This window comes from Virgibacillus xinjiangensis, assembly GCF_042643145.1.
GTDB lineage: Bacteria > Bacillota > Bacilli > Bacillales > Amphibacillaceae > Virgibacillus_O > Virgibacillus_O xinjiangensis.
This window is the reverse complement of record NZ_JBHRSA010000034.1, coordinates 49355-66850: the sequence shown is the minus strand read 5'-3', so window position 1 is coordinate 66850 and position 17496 is coordinate 49355. Positions and strand designations below refer to the sequence as shown.

Annotated in this window: 18 protein-coding genes and 1 other annotated feature (1 of these 19 running past the window's edge); all 18 genes read right to left on the bottom strand. The window is 43.4% G+C overall.

Features of this window, described 5'->3' with window-relative positions:
• Window positions 1-124, bottom strand: a binding site (T-box leader); it reaches 103 nt to the left of the window's first position.
• Window positions 125-180: 56 nt separating this feature from the next.
• Window positions 181-690: a DivIVA domain-containing protein gene (locus tag ACFOGI_RS08320; protein WP_390271304.1), complete on the bottom strand. Its 510-nt coding sequence runs from the start codon at window positions 688-690 to the stop codon at window positions 181-183.
• A 73-nt stretch (window positions 691-763) separates the two neighbouring features.
• Window positions 764-1540, bottom strand: coding sequence for a YlmH family RNA-binding protein (locus ACFOGI_RS08315; protein ID WP_390271302.1), 777 nt, complete (start codon window positions 1538-1540; stop codon window positions 764-766).
• A gap of 9 nt (window positions 1541-1549) precedes the next feature.
• Complete coding sequence (locus ACFOGI_RS08310; protein WP_390271299.1) at window positions 1550-1816, bottom strand: YggT family protein; 267 nt, start codon at window positions 1814-1816, stop codon at window positions 1550-1552.
• 3 nt (window positions 1817-1819) lie between these two features.
• A complete protein-coding gene (locus tag ACFOGI_RS08305; protein ID WP_390271296.1) occupies window positions 1820-2251 on the bottom strand; it encodes a cell division protein SepF in 432 nt (143 codons plus the stop codon).
• A gap of 15 nt (window positions 2252-2266) precedes the next feature.
• Window positions 2267-2944, bottom strand: coding sequence for a YggS family pyridoxal phosphate-dependent enzyme (locus ACFOGI_RS08300; RefSeq protein ID WP_390271293.1), 678 nt, complete (start codon window positions 2942-2944; stop codon window positions 2267-2269).
• Between the two features lie 27 nt (window positions 2945-2971).
• Window positions 2972-3781, bottom strand: a complete 810-nt coding sequence (gene pgeF, locus ACFOGI_RS08295) for a peptidoglycan editing factor PgeF (protein WP_390271290.1) — start codon at window positions 3779-3781, stop codon at window positions 2972-2974.
• Window positions 3782-3833: 52 nt separating this feature from the next.
• Complete coding sequence (locus ACFOGI_RS08290; RefSeq protein ID WP_390271287.1) at window positions 3834-4112, bottom strand: YlmC/YmxH family sporulation protein; 279 nt, start codon at window positions 4110-4112, stop codon at window positions 3834-3836.
• Between the two features lie 244 nt (window positions 4113-4356).
• Entirely contained in the window at window positions 4357-5142 is a 786-nt protein-coding gene (gene sigG, locus ACFOGI_RS08285; RefSeq protein ID WP_390271284.1) for an RNA polymerase sporulation sigma factor SigG, read from the bottom strand.
• A gap of 124 nt (window positions 5143-5266) precedes the next feature.
• On the bottom strand, window positions 5267-5986 hold the full coding sequence (gene sigE, locus ACFOGI_RS08280; RefSeq protein ID WP_390271519.1) for an RNA polymerase sporulation sigma factor SigE: 720 nt from the start codon (window positions 5984-5986) through the stop codon (window positions 5267-5269).
• Window positions 5987-6004: 18 nt separating this feature from the next.
• Entirely contained in the window at window positions 6005-6925 is a 921-nt protein-coding gene (spoIIGA, locus tag ACFOGI_RS08275; RefSeq protein WP_390271281.1) for a sigma-E processing peptidase SpoIIGA, read from the bottom strand.
• A gap of 307 nt (window positions 6926-7232) precedes the next feature.
• Entirely contained in the window at window positions 7233-8405 is a 1173-nt protein-coding gene (ftsZ, locus tag ACFOGI_RS08270; protein WP_390271278.1) for a cell division protein FtsZ, read from the bottom strand.
• A gap of 98 nt (window positions 8406-8503) precedes the next feature.
• Window positions 8504-9793, bottom strand: coding sequence for a cell division protein FtsA (ftsA, locus tag ACFOGI_RS08265; protein ID WP_390271275.1), 1290 nt, complete (start codon window positions 9791-9793; stop codon window positions 8504-8506).
• Window positions 9794-10039: 246 nt separating this feature from the next.
• On the bottom strand, window positions 10040-10825 hold the full coding sequence (locus tag ACFOGI_RS08260) for a cell division protein FtsQ/DivIB (RefSeq protein ID WP_390271272.1): 786 nt from the start codon (window positions 10823-10825) through the stop codon (window positions 10040-10042).
• A 185-nt stretch (window positions 10826-11010) separates the two neighbouring features.
• Complete coding sequence (gene spoVE, locus ACFOGI_RS08255; RefSeq protein ID WP_390271269.1) at window positions 11011-12114, bottom strand: stage V sporulation protein E; 1104 nt, start codon at window positions 12112-12114, stop codon at window positions 11011-11013.
• An 85-nt stretch (window positions 12115-12199) separates the two neighbouring features.
• Window positions 12200-13549: a UDP-N-acetylmuramoyl-L-alanine--D-glutamate ligase gene (gene murD, locus ACFOGI_RS08250; protein ID WP_390271517.1), complete on the bottom strand. Its 1350-nt coding sequence runs from the start codon at window positions 13547-13549 to the stop codon at window positions 12200-12202.
• Window positions 13549-14535, bottom strand: a complete 987-nt coding sequence (gene mraY / locus ACFOGI_RS08245; protein ID WP_390271266.1) for a phospho-N-acetylmuramoyl-pentapeptide-transferase — start codon at window positions 14533-14535, stop codon at window positions 13549-13551. The genes murD and mraY overlap by 1 nt, the downstream gene beginning before the upstream one ends.
• Window positions 14536-14571: 36 nt before the next feature.
• Window positions 14572-15930 (bottom strand): UDP-N-acetylmuramoyl-tripeptide--D-alanyl-D-alanine ligase, encoded by a 1359-nt coding sequence (locus ACFOGI_RS08240; RefSeq protein WP_390271263.1) that lies wholly within the window; start codon window positions 15928-15930, stop codon window positions 14572-14574.
• 2 nt (window positions 15931-15932) lie between these two features.
• Entirely contained in the window at window positions 15933-17402 is a 1470-nt protein-coding gene (locus tag ACFOGI_RS08235; protein ID WP_390271260.1) for a UDP-N-acetylmuramoyl-L-alanyl-D-glutamate--2,6-diaminopimelate ligase, read from the bottom strand.
• Window positions 17403-17496 lie beyond the last annotated feature (94 nt).

Sequence of the window (17496 nt, the reverse complement as noted above, 5' to 3'; positions counted from 1 at the left end):
TTACTATCATTCATAATGGATACTCAGGAGTGATATTCCAGAAGCTTCGCTGTGCCGGGCTTCCACCATTTCCCGGCTCGCTTGGCAGCTTTAACTACTGTACTGTCTCCATCATTGTAATTGAAAAGTATTCAATTGAAGATATATCTGTATGAATTATATGTAATATTTGATTGTGAGTCAAGTCTGTGAGCGATTTTCAATCAATTCAAGTTCATCACCGATTTCTTCGTCAAAAAGATCCTCCCAATCATTATTCTCAATCATTTCCAATTGGGCTTCCACTAACATCTTCAGACGTGTTCGGAAAACCTTTGCCTGCTTTTTCAATTCTTCTACATCCATGGAGATTCTCCGCGACTTGCTCAATGCATCATTGATGATTCGATCTGCATTCTTTTCCGCCTCTTTGATAATGAGTTTCGATTCCTTGGAAGCACTTCCTTTAACCTCTTCAGCTGTTTCCTGTGCTACCAGGATCGACTTATTGAGCGTTTCTTCAATATTAGTGAAATGGCTCAATTTCTCCTCCAACCGTGCTGCTTTCTCCTGTAAGTCTTTTTTCTCCCTGATTGTTGCCTCGTAATCCTTGATAACCTGATCCAAAAATTCATTCACTTCGTCTTCATCATAGCCGCGGAACCCTCTGGTAAATTCTTTATTATGAATATCCAACGGTGTTAATGGCATCCCCGCCACCTCCTATAAAAGAATGGATTACTATATTCTTTCGCCATTCCTTGCAAATGTCCTGCAACAATGGTTATTTCAGAATTGCTGTAGTTATCCTCCACTTGTCCTTCTTGGTCCGACCGTTTACCGCAACCAATTTACTTCTTCCTTTACCTCTGACAGAAAGGAGGTCCCCCTCTTGCAGAATAAACTTACTGTCATCTACAAGCCTGAAGTTTACTTTCACCTGCTGACTCGAAATGAGTGCTGCCGCGTCCTTTCTCGACATACGGTAGATTTCCTTTAACACAGCATCCAGCCGTAAGGAGGAAACCGTTTGGTCGGATTCCTTCCACTCCTTCTCCTCTTCCAGAAAATATGTAAAAGGCTTTTCTTCCAGGCTGATTTTTGCTTTTTTCACTTCGGTCAAGTTTGCCACGATATATGGTGCAATCTCGTCTGCCGCCACTACCTGAATTTTTCCTTCATCCACTAGCATGTCCCCCAGTTTTTTGCGTTTGATACCAAGTGACATGCATGCTCCCATAACATCACGGTGGGAGAGGGATATGAACTTAGTTGGATATTCCGCCTGCAATAGAGAAAGTTGAAAGTCTGCTTCAGTTATCTCTTCATAGTAAGGAGCAATGATAGCCCGCTTCCTTTCCACATGAATGCCTCCACCACTCGTGAGCAGCTTCAGTTCTTCATTCTGGCTTCCGATGACCGTTTCCAGAATCTGCAGTTCCCTCGGATCGAGGAAATCCGTCAACTTGGGGACAAAGGTGTCCTCCACACTCTCTTTCCATGAAAATGCCTGATCGATGAACGGCTGTTCTTCTTTCCTAAAATGCTGATAAATTTCCATATCTATCTCCTACATGCCTACCATGTAAAATAATTCGACCAGTCCATACCTTGCAAAATGCAAGACAATGATTGCCACGATCGGCGAAAGGTCGATCATTCCCAGCGGAGGAATGAAACGTCGGAACACTTCAAGATAAGGTTCCGTTATTTTTGCCAGCATCTCCCCAAACGAAGATTCCCGGGCACCCGGGAACCAAGACATCAGGATATAAATGATGATGGCATAGCTGTACAACGTTAATGCAGTGTTCAATACACTAAAAATAAAACCCATCTTCTACCATCCTTTGTTATAATCATCGGTTTCCATTAATGTGTCTGTAATGGTACCGGACACATCTACATTATCCGGAGTGCAGAGGAACGTAGCTGCACCGAGTTTTTGAATGTCCCCATTCACCGCATATACGGTTCCGCTCAGAAAGTCGACAATCCGTTTTGCCTGCTGCGTGTCCACTCTCTGCAGGTTAATCACTACAGCTCTGCGGTTGACGATATTATCCGCGATTTCCTGTGCCTCATTATACGTGCGTGGTTCACAAAGCACGACCTTGGAAGAAGGCTGCTGCATGCTAGTCAAATTGACAACATTCTGCCCCTTCTGTTTAACCATTGGTTCGTTCTCCTGTTCGGTGGCATCTTCCACATATTCATACTCGTACTCATCATCTACAGTGAAATAATTTTTGAGTTTTTCTTTGATACTCATCTTGTCACCTCGCTATCATATTTGTGAACCAACCAGGCTGGAACCGATGCGAATGTGGGTAGCTCCCTCTTCTACAGCAAGTTCATAGTCATTGCTCATGCCCATAGAAAGATAATTGCATGGAGCATGATGGAGTTCCAATCCTTGCACTTCATCCCTTAAAGCGGATAGCTGTCGAAAATACCTTCGAATCTGCTCTTCATCTTCAATATGAGGGGCCATTGTCATCAACCCGACAACGCGCACTTTATCATAAGATTCGATTGCATGGAGGAAAGGCACCACCTCATCCGGAGCCATGCCGTGCTTCGTGTCTTCCCCGCTCACATTTACTTGGACAAAACAATCAACAGGCTTAGATGCCCTTTTATTGATCTCTTTCGCCAGAGACTTGCGGTCGAGAGAATGAAGGTAATCCACCTGATTAATTACTTCTTTCACTTTTCTGGACTGAAGTGTGCCAATAAAGTGCCATATAGCTTCATTATTTAGATGGTTGTATTTCTCCAAAAAACCTTCCATGCGGTTTTCGGCAAGATTTTTAACCCCCGCCTGAACCGTCTCCTCTGTTCGTTCTATTGTAACATATTTCGTTACTCCTATAATGGTTATTTCATCAGGATTTCGATTACTTCTTTCACATGCCTGTCTGATTTTCTGGTTTATATCTTCCAGGTTTGCTGCTACATCCATTGTTTCTCCTTGCTCCTCCCTGTACATTTATGGCTGATAGCCAATATAACCAAGCATTCTTCCGGTTCTTCCCTGATCACGCCGATGCGAGAAAAATAGCTCTTTATGTTCATAGGTGCAATATTTTGTTATATCTATATTATTACGTACCAGCCCTGCTTGTAAAAGAATTTCTGCGTTTAACTGTTTCAAATCCAAGAAATACTGATTTATTCCCTTTTCATATACAGCAGTCTCTTTTTCATCCGAAGTCAAATACCGAACGACATGCTCATCGACTTCATAATTTTCTTGTGATATACACGGGCCAATCACTGCCAAAAGATTAGACGGGTCTGAACCCAGCTTTTGAAAGGCTTCAACCATTTTCTCAGCAATGCGCTGCACGGTTCCTTTCCACCCTGCATGTGCCACACCTACAAAGCCTGTAGTCGGGTCAAAAAAGAATAACGGTACACAATCGGCGAAAACGGCCGCACATAAGAGACCTTCTTCACTAGTTATAAGCCCATCTGTACCAGGCACAGCCATCTGCTGGGAAAGCGCCCCTCGTCCTTTATCCTCTGCTGTCACGCTCTTTACTTTTGTCTGATGCACTTGTTCGCCCACAACCCAATGTTCCAGGGGAATTTTCAGATGTTCAGCAAGCTGCCGCCGATTAGTAATCACATCATTGACATCGTCATTTACGTGCAGTCCCATGTTCAGTGAATGGAAAGGCGGTTTACTAGAACCGTGCAGTCTGGTGGAGATACCAGCCCGGAGACCCGGATGAATCTGCTGCCATTTTTCTATCTGTAAATGGAAACCGTCCTGGTTGATAAAAGGTTCCTGCAAAAAATCTCCTCCCTAAGAATCTATCTGCCTTATTCTAACATAACTCCTTTCTTTATTCTTTCTCGGCATACGATTGATTCCCATATAACAAAGGGGTATGAACCTCTCTAACCAGAATCACATCTGATCCGATCCGTACGATCCTATTCCAGGGGATGACAAGTTCTTCCGATTTACTGAATAGGCTATCTCTTTTATCCTTGACAATCAGAATAATGGCCAGGATTTTACCATGATCCGGGTCGATTTCCAGGTCGGAGATATGGCCGATCCGTCTGCCGTCATCAATCATAATCACTTCTTTGACTTGCAGTTCTGAAAGTTTCACCATCTTCGCACCTCCTGCTTTATACAATATATGCGATAATGGCAGTTTTTTTCATTAAAATAAGAATATTGCTTGTAAAAGCATAAATTAACCAAAAAAATCAGGCATCGGATATCCGATTGCCTGAGAACTATGTATTTCTTGATTAGTTTGCACTTACAGCTGTGCTAATATAAGCAGGGACACGGTTCACATGGAATGAATATGCTCTTCGGTCACCTGCTTATGAAAATGACACTGATCATAATTATTCAAACATTTGCTTATTCATTTGACTGATTGCTGCTTTTTCCAAGCGGGATACCTGTGCTTGGGATATGCCAATTTCATCGGCAACCTCCATTTGTGTTTTGCCCTGGAAAAATCTTTTATTCAATATCATCTTTTCACGCTCATTCAATTGATACATGCCTTCCTTCAGAGAAAGCTTGTCTATCCATGTTGAGTCTTTATCCTTATCATCACTGATTTGATCCACTACATAGATCGGGTCACCGCCGTCATTATAAATCGGTTCAAACAAAGATACTGGATCCTGGATGGCGTCTAATGCGAAAACAACATCAGCATGCGGAATATCCATTTCTTTTGCGATTTCCATCGGGGTAGGTTCTTTAGACGTTTTACTGATCAGCTTTTCTCTTACCTGCAATGCTTTGTAGGCAATGTCTCTTAAAGATCTGGATACCCGGATCGGATTGTTATCTCTTAAATATCTTCTGATTTCTCCAATAATCATCGGAACAGCATACGTTGAAAAACGGACATTATGTGATAAATCGAAGTTATCAATCGATTTCATTAGACCAATACAACCAACCTGGAATAAATCATCCACATACTCGCCGCGATTATTAAAACGCTGGATGACACTCAATACAAGCCTTAAGTTGCCGTTTACCAATTGTTCTCGGGCAGAAAGTTCGCCGTCTCCTTCTTGCATTTTTTTAAAGAGTTCTCTCATTTCTTCATTTTTCAATACAGGCAATTTTGATGTATCAACACCACATATCTCAACCTTATGTCTTGTCATTCTGTTCAACCCTCCCAGTTGGTGATGCTGTTCATGGACAGTATCACCGACAGGGGGGGTTTTTATGCAGACATCTATCCCCCTCAAGAGGGTGGGAAGGCCGTGAAGGGTTCACATGACAAGGTTAAACCATTTTATTAAATTCTTTTTTCAGACGTCTGATTATTTTCTTTTCCAGGCGGGAAATATAGGATTGGGAAATCCCTAACATATCTGCTACATCCTTCTGCGTTTTTTCCTCCTCCCCCACTAGTCCAAATCGGAGCTCCATGATTTGCTTTTCCCGGTCATTCAACTGAGAGAGTGCCTTCTTCAGCAGTGTTTTATCCACCGTGGATTCCAGATTCCTTGTAATGATGTCCTCATCCGTGCCAAGCACATCCGAGAGCAGCAGTTCATTGCCGTCCCAGTCGATGTTCAGCGGCTCATCAAATGAGACCTCAGATTTCAACTTATTGTTCCTGCGCAGATACATGAGTATTTCATTTTCAATGCATCTCGATGCATAGGTTGCCAGTTTGATTTTCTTCTCTGGGTTAAAAGTGTTTACAGCTTTTATCAAGCCGATGGTTCCGATACTAATTAGATCTTCAATATTGATCCCTGTGTTTTCAAATTTCCTAGAAATATAGACGACCAGACGAAGGTTTCTCTCTATCAGCATGGCACGTGCTGTCTTATCACCTTTAGGAAGAAGAGTGAGGAGCTCCTGCTCTTCTTCCTTCGACAACGGTGGAGGCAGCGCTTCGCTTCCTCCAATGTAATAGATTTCCTCCGATTTGATTCCCAGTTTCATTAATGCTTTATACCACCACAAACGCAGACGTAGACGCACCTTAGTTATGATCATGAAGAGTCCCCCTTATGCAGAATGTAAAGTTTCGAGTTTGATGATTTGTGGATGAAGCAGGCAATGATAACTTTCATCCTTTGTCATTTTAGCGAATTGCATGCCGATCAACACTTTATCCGTACTAATTTTCTGTCCGTCATAATAGACTGTTAACTGGTCCGGTCGGATAGTGAAAAGAAACCCATTGCTTCCTTGTACTCCCTGATAGGGAACAAGCTGGATATGATGATCCCAAGAGGCAGGAAGACTTTGTATATCCAAATTTTCTTCCGCTTTTTTTAAAGCAAGCCACTCTTCTTCCGTGAACCACTGGCGAAGGATCGTCTCATCGCAAATGATCACCGGTTTCTTAGTGATTGGATCAATCAATTGATTTCCACTGTCAATGTAACCGGTCGTATGATAAGTTCTCTCCTTGACTAGAATGGTTACAGGACAAACTTGATCATATCTGATTTTCTCTACTGCATGCTTGTCCATACGAATTTTCGTGAATTTCCAGGCGACTGGGAAGGCAATAAGTACAAACAGCCAGCTGACTGGATCTCCAAAACCAGTATTATAGGTGGTTAGACTATTAGCATGGACCTCTACAGGACTTTGTAGGAGAAAATGAACAGCTACCATTCCACCACCTACTGCAAAAGTCGTAAAATAAAATAATAGCAAGAGCTTTATAGATCGGTGGACACTAACAAAACGAAAAGCGCACACAATGATGACCACTGAGTACAAAAACTTTCCCGCGGGGCTGCTGATCAATGAATCAGGATAATAGACAGAAACGGGTACGAGCAGCGAAGCGACGAATGCACCCAAACAGATCCTCCATTTATGTGTGTTGTCCCTCGCAAGTGCCTGGGTCAGTAAAAGGAGCATCATGTCCAAAAAGAAGTTCAACACCCAGACGGCATCTAGATATATGGCCACGTAATCTCCCCTCTGCAGAATGGTTATTACTATTTTGATAGATTATATGTGTAAGGAGAAGTATATATGAGCGGAGGAGCAAAGTCTGTCACATTCTGGAGGTTATGAGGGGCTAATTTTAACAAGTTATCGGGGTGTTTGTCGGTCATCTCCAATGAAATAACCCTTCGGATACAATAATCCCCACCGTCTCCCATAAAAAGCACCAGTGAAACTTGACGAAAAATCGCTTATGTAAAGCCTCTTCTAACCAAAAAAAGCGGCCAGTCCTATCGGACTGGCCGCTTTTTTCACCATCATGTCTTTCTTAACGATTACGGTTTCGATTTCGATTTCTCAAGAAAGTCGGAATATCGAGTGTATCCTCTTCTGGTTTAGAGCGCTGTGATTGTTGCTGATGTTGCGGTTGCTGCTGTTGACCTGTCTCCCTTTCTCTTGGGCTTTCTTCAGGTGCACTGGTCGCTGCCTGTTGATTGTGATTGATGACCGGACGTTGCTGTCTTGGCTGCTTTTCAGCCTTTTTGACATTTTCATCAAACCCCGTAGCAATTACAGTAACGATTATTTCATCATTGAGATTCTCATTAATGACAGAACCGAAAATCACATTCACTTCGTTATCAGCAGCTGAAGTAACAAGGTCGGCGGCTTCCTGTACTTCATATAGGCTCAAGTTGGTCCCACCGGTAATATTCATCAGAATCCCATGCGCACCGTCAATGGAAGTTTCCAATAATGGAGAGGAGATTGCCTTCTTGGCTGCTTCCGTTGCCCGTGTTTCTCCAGTAGCAATACCAATTCCCATTAATGCTGACCCTTTATCGATCATAATTGTTTTTACGTCGGCAAAGTCAACATTAATCAACCCTGGTTTTGCTATTAAGTCGGAGATGCCTTGAACACCTTGTCTCAGCACATTGTCAGCTTCACGGAAAGCTTCCAGCATTGGTGTGTTTTTATCCACAATTTCCAACAAGCGGTCATTAGGAATGACAATTAGTGTATCAACCGCGGACTTCAGGGAATCAATACCGGAAATCGCCTGTGTTGATCTTCTTCTTCCTTCGAAGGAGAAGGGTCTAGTCACCACACCGACTGTCAAGGCTCCGAGATCTTTGGCAATTTGAGCAATGACAGGGGCTGCCCCGGTACCTGTTCCTCCGCCCATACCTGCCGTGACAAAAATCATGTCTGCACCCTGGAGGACTTCTTGGATTTGTTCCTTGCTTTCTTCCGCTGCTTTCTTACCGACTTCGGGGTTTGCACCGGCGCCTAGCCCTCTGGTGAGTTTTCCTCCTATTTGCAGTTTCACTTCTGCCTTGGAGAGATTGAGTGCCTGTGCATCCGTGTTGACGGCAATGAACTCAACACCCTCTACACCGTGCTCGATCATACGGTTAACGGCGTTATTGCCGCCACCGCCTACCCCAATTACTTTTATTGACGCCAGTTCCTCCATATTTGTATCAAACTCTAACATTCTCCGTTCCTCCTAATATGCAAAATTACATCTGTTTCTGATCGAAGTGATTCCTCACCTTCTTTGCCGGGCAATGATATGACGCGTGACATTGCCTGTCAATCAAAGAAATATTTGAACAAATTGGCTACTTTGGATTCTTTTTTCGTCTCTTCTTTCGACTGGTTCGGGTGGTCCTGCTGCTTTTTATTACGCTTAGGCTTCGGTTGTTGTTCATAATGATCCGCTGCCACGGCAGGAAACAATTCTTTTCCTTGTATTCTCGCATTACGATAGGCAAATTGCAAGATTCCTACTCCTGCGATGAACTGAGCTTCCCTGACACCTATATAATCAGGAATGGCTATCCGAACATTCGACTGGAACAGGTCTTCCGCCAACTCCAAGGCGCCCGGCATGGACATGGCTCCTCCAGTCAGGACAAAACCTCCCGGCAGCTCGCGTATACCCATCTTGCGAATTTCCTTCTCAGCGAAGGCAAAAATTTCTTCCATTCTCGCTTCAATCATATCAGAAATTTCCAGTTGGTTATAGGTCTGTTTGGTGTTGCTGCCTATGATGGAAACCTCAAAAGTCTCTTCTTCTTGGGCTGTATCATAGAAAGCGTGCCCGTAATTCAGTTTGATATCTTCTGCTTCTTCGGTAGAAGTACGTAGGCCAATGGATAGGTCCTTCGTAATATTGTCACCACCCAGATGCACCACACTTGTGGATAGGAGATGGCCGTTCCCGAAGACAGAAATAGTGGTACAGCCTCCCCCTACATCTATCAGTGCAACTCCCATATTCATCTCGTCTTTTGAAAGGGCGTTTGTACCGGCAGCAAGCGGCTGCAGACATATATCTGCCACTTGAAGTCCTGCACGTTCCACACATTTCAATATGTTATGTAAAAGTGTCTTAGAACAGGTAATGATCGTTCCTTCCATTTCCAGCCTCACGCCGATCATCCCCCGCGGATCAGTGATTTCGTCGAGCCCATCCACGATAAACTGTTTCGGCACCACATCAATTATTTCCCTTTCAGGGGGAATTGAAACCACCTGGGCTCCATCGATTACTCTGGTGATGTCTTCTTCGCCGATTTCTCTGTTTGCGCTTTGAACAGCGACGACTCCATGGCAAGGCTGTAATTGAACATGACTGCCATTAACTCCGACAATGACACGTTCAATCTGCATTCCCACCATCCGTTCAGCCTGTTCTACCGCATTTCGGATTGACTGTACAGTCTGATCGATATCTACAATGGCACCTTTCTTCATGCCATTTGACTTAGCAGTTCCAACACCGATAATGTTCAGTGAATCGTTCAACACTTCACCAATGATAACTTTTATTTTGCTGGTTCCTATATCAAGGCTAACCAGAATTTCACTGTTGTCCAACAAAAGGCACCTCCTGATTCCTTAGCATCTCTTTCAGCCGATTTTTTCCTATTCATTAGCTGTAAATGTTTTGGCATACCCTAATCTACTATTTTAGAGGATTTTACCGAAAAAAGAAAACATATATAGGTTATTCTATATAAAGGGTTTATTTCCTGCATTTATTATTATTTTTAGCAGGCATATCATAGGTTACGTATGAAACTCGTCAATTCTGACTGATAGAAGGTAAACTATCAGAAAAAGTCACTCTTCACTACCTTCCTGTCCTTCTTCAGCTTCCCCTGTTCCAAGTTCTTCAAAATAAGCACCGACACCTATATGGATGATCCCTTCACTATCTGGATCCAGCTGAGAAACAATAGAAGGGTACACTTGCATCTTCTCCGCGAAACTCCGGATAGATCCGCTTACTACATAGCCATCATTCATATAGAGCAGTATATTATTTTTACTGGACTCATTAGGCTGCCAATGAATCTCTGAAATGAGATTCAGCAAACTATGAGGAAGTTGATCCAGTTCAGCTGTCATCCTATGTAAATGTTCTTCTTCGGTAAAATTGAACAGCAGCGGAGCATCCCCTTTAAAGGGCACATTTTCCAATTGAGTTAAGACCCTCCCATTACCCAGCACCGGAAAATAGCTGCTTTCTTCCTTTATATAGCCAATTCGCTTGTACTCCTGCAGACTGATTTTCACTGTCCAGGGGAATTTCCTGCTGATTTCTGCAGACTCCACCATCGGGTTGGAGGTCAGTGCAGAAGTAATCCCAGGCTTGTCAATCGTCCAGATGTTGGTGCTGTCATCAAGCCCGCTCTGTCTAATGACTTCCTCCTCTTCCAAAAGGGAATTTCCATTAACTACAACCTCCCTCACATGACTGAGTGGAGACTGCAAGTAAATGATAACGGAAATCAAAATAAAAAAAATAGATAAATAAAAAACCAGCCTTCGGTTTGATTTCTTTTTTCTAGCTTGTTTCAACTTTGGAATACGCTCTTCAATTGAAACAATCTTTTCTTGGCTCATATCTATTTCTTCCTTTATCACATATTTACCGAAAGAAACTGAACCACGTATCCTGTTTCTTCCATGATATAAGAATTATATCACATAACATGACCCAATATATAGTCAACCTCCTATTGTATTCCCGGATTTTTCACGTCATAACTGATAATTTTTTCCATTGTTTACAGCCCATCCCAAACGCCCTAAATTTTGGAATACATACTGATATTCAATAAAATACCTACGGAACACAATGTAAGTGTAAGAGAGGATCCCCCGTAACTGAGAAAAGGCAGGGTAATTCCTGTGACTGGTATCAGACCGATTACGACACTGATATTGATCATGGTTTGGATCACCAGCATAGATACAATGCCAAGGGCCAGAAACCGGCCAAATAAATCAGGGGCATCTAAAGAAATTTTGATTCCCCGCCAAAACAGCAAGAGGAATAATCCGATGACCGCGGTTCCCCCGATAAAGCCCAATTCCTCGCCCAATATGGCGAAAATGAAATCCGTCTGAGGTTCTGGAAGGTAGAAATATTTCTGAAGGCTCTCTCCCAATCCAAGTCCCATCAAACCTCCGGGACCAATAGCATAGAGAGACTGGATAATTTGAAAACCATCCCCCAAAGGATCTTCCCATGGATTCAGAAAGGCTGTGATCCTGCTTATACGATATGGAGCTGAAGCAATCAGAAAAACAAAACCGGCCAACCCTATCAGCCCCAGTCCAATAAAATGGGAGTAACGGGCTCCTGCAACAAAAATAAGCATCATGCATGTAAGCACGAGCACCATCCCCGTACCAAGGTCCGGTTGGAGCATGATTAAGCCAAAGGCTGTAAAGACCAGCAGAACTGTCGGCGAAAATCCTTTCTTGAAGGAGGTGATGTACTTTTGATTTGCTGCTAAAAATGCTGAAAGGAAAATAATCAAGCCGAGTTTCATGAACTCAGATGGCTGGACACTGAATGCTCCCACGCCAATCCAGCTTTGGGCCCCTCCTCGTACCATCCCTATGCCTGGGATCAAAACAAGCAGCAAAAGCACAAAGCAAAGAAGCAATATATGCTTCGCGTACTTTTTCCATAGACTATATGGAAAACGCATGATGAAGAACATTGCAATAACACCAGCACCGGCAAATAACAGTTGTCTTTTTACATAGTAGAAGGAATCACCAAATTTATATTCTGCCCATACGTAAGAGGAACTGTATACCATGATGATTCCAACCAATAGGAGACCGCCAATCACCCCTAATAGCACATAATCAGGTACATATTTCCCTGTTTTCTTCAATAAAAAACACCCCTTTATCCTGAACTTGAAAAGGGGTGCTTGATTATTCATGTTTGTTTCCTATTCTAACTGTTATACAAGCCCCCTACTTTAACTTATGCACGGCTTGTATAAACATGTCTCCTCTTTCTTCAAAGCTATTATATTGGTCCCAACTGGCACAGGCTGGGGAAAGCAGAATGATATCTCCCTCTTCAGAAAGATCGTACGCCATTTTTGCAGCCTGCTCGACGTTAGTGGATTTTACGATGAATGGAACTCCTGCTTCCGCAGCAAGCGACTGAAGCTTATCCTTGGTCTCTCCGAAAAGGACGATTGCTTTCACATGGTCAAGGTACTCCTTCAACTCGTTAAAATCATTTCCGCGGTCCAATCCGCCTGCTAGAAGAACAACGGGCTGCTTAAATGATGAAAGAGCCTTTTTCGTAGCAAGAGTATTGGTGGCCTTCGAATCATTGTAGAACAATCGACCATTCACCTCATCAACAAACTGCATACGGTGCTCTACGCCAGAGAACGTTTTCAGCACAGACTGTATTCCTTCATTTGACGCTCCAGCCAGTTTGGCAGCTGCTACTGCAGCTAAAATATTTTCAAGGTTATGTTCACCGACCAACACAATGTCCGAACGTTTCACCACCCTATCATTCCCGAAATAAATGTTCGACTCATCAACCCATACACCATGACCAAGACGCCGACGGGATGAAAATGGAACCTTTATAGATGCAGCCTCCCCTGCCGCCTCCTTCAAAGTTGGATCATCCGCATTAAATACCAGATAATCGTCAGCTTTTTGGTTTTTGAAAATTTGAAATTTGGCTCTCCGGTAATTCTCCATTGTCTTATGATAATCAAGATGCGCCTCGTAGATATTCAGTAGCACGGCAATTTTGGGATGGAAGCTTTCAATACCCAGCAATTGAAAGGACGAGAGTTCTATAACCATTCTCTCCTCTGGCGCCAAAGTTTGTGCAACCTCACATGCTACTGTTCCGATATTGCCAGCCACTTTCACCGGCTGGCGACTTTGGGCAAGCATTTCAGCGGTCAACGTAGTCGTAGTGGTCTTTCCATTTGATCCCGTGATACCGATCATGGAACTCCCAGCCAAGTTCCCGGCCAGTTCAATTTCTGTAATTATCGGTATCCCCCTGCTTTGTGCTTCCTCTATTAAAGGATTTTCATAAGGGATGCCTGGGTTTTTGACCAACAGTTCGATGTCATCGAGAACACTTACAGGATGGGAGCCTACAATCACTTCTGCCCCCAGAGCCTTCAGTTCCCTCACAACGCTGTCTTCTTCCGCTACGTTCTTGTCATTTACCCGCACCCTCACTCCATTACCAAGCAAAAGCCTTGCAGCCGCTGATCCACTTCTTGCCAACCCCATAACCAAAACATGAGAATAACGGAAATTCTTCAATTGTTTTATCATCCTATACCCACCTCGATATAGACGCCGAGCACGGCAAATATTAGTCCAACCAGCCAGAAAGTAGTGACTACCCGCCACTCTGACCAGCCATTAAGCTCATAATGGTGATGAAGCGGGCTCATTTTAAACACTCGTTTACCGGTAGTTTTATAGGAAATAACTTGTATGATTACAGACAAGGTTTCTAATACGAACACACCGCCAACTACGACGAGAATAATCTCCAGTTTGGCAAGGATAGCGATAGCTGCTATGGCTCCTCCGAGTGCTAGAGACCCTGTATCCCCCATGAAAACCTTTGCGGGGTGTGCATTAAAGACCAGGAAACCAAGCAAGGCTCCCACTACGGCAAGAGAAAAGGTCGTGACTTCACTCGAAGGGAAACCATACCAGGCTAAAATGGCAAAAGCTCCGAAGGCGATAGCCGCTGTACCTGCTAACAGCCCGTCCAGTCCGTCTGTAAGGTTGACGGCGTTTGAAGCACCGACCAACATAAAGATGATCAGAAGGGCATATCCCCATCCCAGTTCCCATTGGGTATCTGTGCCAGGGAATTGGATTGTTGTGGGAAAGCCTTGACTGCGAAGAATAAAATAAAATACAAGGGCAATGACAATCTGTCCCAGAAGTTTTTGAAGAGATGTCAAACCCAAGTTCCGTTTCATGACAACTTTAATGAAGTCGTCCAAAAATCCTAGCAATCCATAACCTACCAGTACGAACAGGAGGAGCCATAACTCGTACCCGACTCCGGCTTCTCCTGCCTTCCATGCCATGATCAGGGAGGTGGCAGTTATGCTGAACACAATCATAACTCCCCCCATCGTCGGTGTACCGGTTTTTTTCATATGTGATTGTGGTCCTTCTTCTCGAATACTCTGTCCAAACTTTAAACGTCTTAAAAATGGAATGATGATTGGAGATAAAAGGACGGTTATTAGAAATGCAATGGCTAGTGTAATCACTGCTACAGTAATACTCACAATAATTTCCTCCTCAGACTTTACCGTCCATCTAGTTTATGATTGGATTAAACTTTCTATAAATGTCTCGAATTTCAACCCTCTTGAAGCCTTGAATAGTAATAAAGCATCCTTTTGAAGGTAAGAAGGTAAGTCTTCCGACAGTTTCTTTCTGTCAGAGTAATGCTGACAGAATATATCTGAGTGCTGTTGTTTGACCGCCTCTGCTATGTATTCTGCTTCATTTCCAAAGGTAAGGACTGCAGTAATCGGTTCCTCTATGACTTCTGCAACAGACCGGTGATATTCAGCAGAATCTTCTCCCAGTTCAAGCACATCACCCAGTACAAGCACCCTTTCCTGGTAACCTTGCAATTGCTTGACCACTTCAATAGCTGCCTTCATGGATGTTGGAGATGCATTATATGCGTCATTGATAATATAAGCACCTTTTTTTCCCTGAAGCATTTCAAAACGCATGCCTGTGCGATTCAAAGAGCTTAATCCCTTTTTTCGTTTTTCTATCGGTATACCAAGCTCTCTCCCAAGTATCACTGCAAAGGCTGCATTCAATGCATGATGTTTCCCAAGCAATGGAACCTTGTATTCCATATCACCAAGTTTGAACGTTGTGTATTGCGTCCCTATATCCACATTGCTGATCACTTCATCATTGTCTCTTCCAAATCCACAGGCAATGGTGCCTTTTCGTCTGTTTGCATCATTAAGTAGTTCTTCATCGCCATCAATAAGCAGCAGACCCTCTTCATTAAGTCCACTGGTAATCTCCAACTTCGCTCTGGCAATTCCTGCCCGGGACCCCAGATATTCGATATGCGATTCACCTATGTTCGTTATAACGGCATAATCAGGTTTGGATAACCTGGACAGCAGGTCGATTTCCCCAAAGGCACTCATCCCCATCTCCAGTACCAAAGCCTCTGTATCTGAAGGCATGGATAGTATGGTCAAGGGCAGTCCGATATGGTTGTTGTAATTGCCGTCTGTATAATGCGTACGATAGGAAGTCTTCATCACCGAAGCAATAAGGTCCTTGGTTGTTGTCTTTCCGTTGGATCCTGTAACACCAATGACAACAGGGTCAACTTCCTCACGGTATGTCTGTGCCAAGGTCTGGAGGGCAACGGTAGTATCCTCCACATAAAAAACCGGAAAGCCTGCCGGCAGATCTTCCGGCAGGTTCTTCTTCCGGTTCCACAGCGTGGCAGCCGCTCCATTTTCAACAGCCTGCATCAAGAAATCATGTGCATCAAAATTTTCGCCTTTTATTGGCACAAACAAAGCATCCTTTGTTACTTTTCTGCTATCTGTCATTATTTCATTGATTTTTACGTTTTTTACTTCCCCGTCAAACTTCTCGAAAATATGGGAGATCCATTCGATTGTAAATGTCATTTTCATTTCTCCTTAGCCAATATCGCATCTCTTGCAACTTTCCGGTCGTCAAAATTGAATGTTTCATATCCTACCTGCTGATAAGTTTCATGTCCTTTTCCTGCAATCAAGACAATATCATCTTCATCAGCAAAGGACACAGCCTTCTCAATAGCCGCTCGTCGGTCTTCAACCACTTCAAAGTTCGTCTCTGTCAATCCCTCAGTCATATCGGCCAGAATAGAAGATGGACGCTCTGTACGTGGGTTATCTGATGTAAAAATTGCATAATCTGCGAAATTCAATGCAGTCCTGGCCATTAAAGGGCGTTTGGTGCGGTCCCGATCACCGCCACAGCCGACAACTACAAATACTTTTCTTCTGGCAAAACCACTGATGGCTTGAAGGACATTTTCAAGTGAATCTGGGGTATGTGCATAATCAACGATGACCGAATAGTTCTGACCCGCGTAAACAGGCTCAAACCTCCCGCTGACCCCAGTTATCTTTTCTAGTCCTTCTTTGATGACGGTGAGTGGGACACCCGACACAATAGCGGCAGTAGATGCAGCCAGCATATTATATACATTGAACATCCCTATCAGTCTGCTATTAATTGATATCGTACCTGACGGTGCCGATAATTGAAAGTAGGTTCCCTCAGCGGTGACCTTGACATTTTTTGCAGTTACTTGGGCCTCTTTGTGCAGCCCGTATGTCACTACATGATGAGCAGTACTCTTGGAGAGTTTTTTAAAGTTATCATCATCCACGTTTAACACTGCAAATTTTGGTTTTTTCAAGTCGTATGTGTTTCCTAATTGAGAAAAGAGAAGGCTTTTTGCCCATAAATAATCTTCCACGTTCTGATGATAATCCAGGTGATCCTGTGTCAGGTTGGTAAAAACTGCTACATCATAATCACAACCGTAGATCCTCCCCATATCAAGGGCATGGGAGGAGACTTCCATGATTGCCTGATCCACTCCATCACTTGCCATTTGGTGAAAAGCACGCTGGAGAAACAGAGCATCAGGTGTAGTGTTCGGTACTGGGAATGTGCTATCCCCCACCTTCATTTGAATGGTTCCGACAAGGGCTGTTTTCTTTTGCCATTGGCCAAAGATGGATTCCAATAGATAAGTGACCGTTGTTTTCCCATTGGTTCCTGTCACTCCAATAAGGGGGATATTGCCAGTTGGGTGATCATAGAAGCGGACAGCCAACATTGCCAACGCTCTGATGGTATCAGGGACAACAATAGTCGGTGTTGCAAGGTTCAAGGGTCTCTCAGAGATGATAGCTGTGGCCCCATTATGAGAAGCTTCCCCTGCATACTCATGTCCATCCGCCTTCGTACCTTCAATACAAACAAATAAACTTCCCGGTTTAACGTTTCTAGAGTCTACTTCTATAGAATGAACCGCGATGTTTTCAATGGAAGATGCAGTTTCATAGAACGGTATGCCTAAAAGCAGTTCTGTCAATTTCATGTAGAACCATCCTATTCTTATTAATACCCTGCCTTAAATTCCTTATAACATCACTTTCCAGAAACCAGAAGCCAATCAGGCTTCGTATTGCCAA